Below are 1,566 nucleotides of genomic sequence, written 5' to 3' on the forward strand. Positions count from 1 at the left end.
TGATTTAAAAGACTGACGCATAAATTAATAAAAACGGAATGAATAAAACTGACCGAATTATCATCCAAAATCTGAATTTATAACGGCTGTAGAATTTAAGGAATGCAGAAAATGGAATTGGAAAATTGACGCAACCGCTGATTTAAAATACTGACGCATAAATCAATAAAAACGGAATGAATAAAACTGACCGAATTATCATCCAAAATCTGAATTTATAACGGCTGTAGAATTTAAGGAATGCAGCAAATTGGAATTGGAAAAAAAACAAACTACTTGCAACAAAATATATAATTTATTGCTAGTACTCGCCTACTTACGAAAATCCTTAGGGGATTTTCTATTCCGTTTTTATTTACTTAATTTAGTGCTTCAAAAATGCAACAAACCATATATAAATCGTTGGTGGTAATTAAAAAATAGTCTTAACATAAATGGATTTTCCTAAAAGAATAAAACAACATAAATCTGAATCTGATTCTTTTGCAATTTTGCTATATAAATTAAGGGAACTTGGGATTTTTAGAAGTGCTACAGATAGTGATTATGGTATTGATTTTGAAATTGAAATTGTACATGAAGACAGAGTCATGGGTAATTACCTAAAAGCTCAGGTTAAATCTGCTCAAGAAATTACAACAAGACAAGATGGCACTCCAACAGTTGGCAAAATTAAACAATCTACACTTTTATATTGGACTGAATTAAGCTTTCGAACTCACGTTATTGCCTTTGCTGTAGATTTGAAAACTGAAGAAGTTTACATCTCTAAGCCCCTTTTTTGGCAAGCGACATGTCTACTTGATAAAACCAATTCTACTAAAACGATTGAGTTCTTACCTAAAATTGATATTTCAGAATTGACTAAAGAAAAGGACTTAAAAGAACCTATTAAAAGTCAGTTTACAGATTATTTAAGAGTATCACAACTTAAAAGTATAGCTTCTCAAAAAGGAGTAGTAGATACTATTTATGCACACAAAACAATCTTGCGCAATTTGAAGTTAATTTTCGAGCTTTATACTGACACTTGGCATTATGATGCTTGGACAGAAGTACAATCACTTGATATGTTCAAAACATTCTTAGATTGCGCTAAAATACTCATAAACAAATTGCCTAGGGAAATTGACAATATAAGTGAAGAAGAAAGAAATAATATATTTAATTTTGAATATTGGGCTAGAGAAACAGATTGGGGTGCTGATGAAGTCAGTAATCAAATAGCTAAAAAGCCATTACTAGTTTTGACTCCTAAGCTTATGGAAGAATTACAAAAATATAATGATTATGTTCTTAATGGAAAATATTATTGGAAACAAAAAGATGTTCCTTATTTAAAACTTGTACATAGTATTATAGTGCCAAAAGTACGTGAACATGAAGAAATAGTTAAAATAGGATATAATCAAGAACAATTAATAAACAAAAACTCATTTGATGATATATTGTATGGAGAATAAACTACCACCAATCGAGTAGACGGCTCCGACTAAAATAGTCGGAGTGCGCCTCTCACACCACCGTACGTACGGGTCTCGTATACGGCGGTTCGTAAATCATCAA

The 1,566-nt window shown here is 31.1% G+C and carries 1 protein-coding gene; it reads left to right on the forward strand.

Annotated features, from left to right (window positions below; translation table 11 throughout):
• Positions 1–434 precede the first annotated feature (434 nt).
• Positions 435–1,463, forward strand: coding sequence for a DUF4365 domain-containing protein (locus DPIF8902391_RS10455; protein ID WP_172505787.1), 1,029 nt, complete (start codon positions 435–437; stop codon positions 1,461–1,463).
• The last annotated feature ends 103 nt before the right edge of the window (positions 1,464–1,566 follow it).

This window comes from Tenacibaculum finnmarkense genomovar ulcerans (genome assembly GCF_900239495.1).
Classification (GTDB): Bacteria; Bacteroidota; Bacteroidia; order Flavobacteriales; family Flavobacteriaceae; genus Polaribacter; species Polaribacter ulcerans.

Excerpts from the sequence above, each read along its gene's own strand:
- DPIF8902391_RS10455 (WP_172505787.1), top strand. The coding sequence starts at position 435 with ATGGATTTTCCTAAAAGAATAAAACAACATAAATCTGAATCTGATTCT.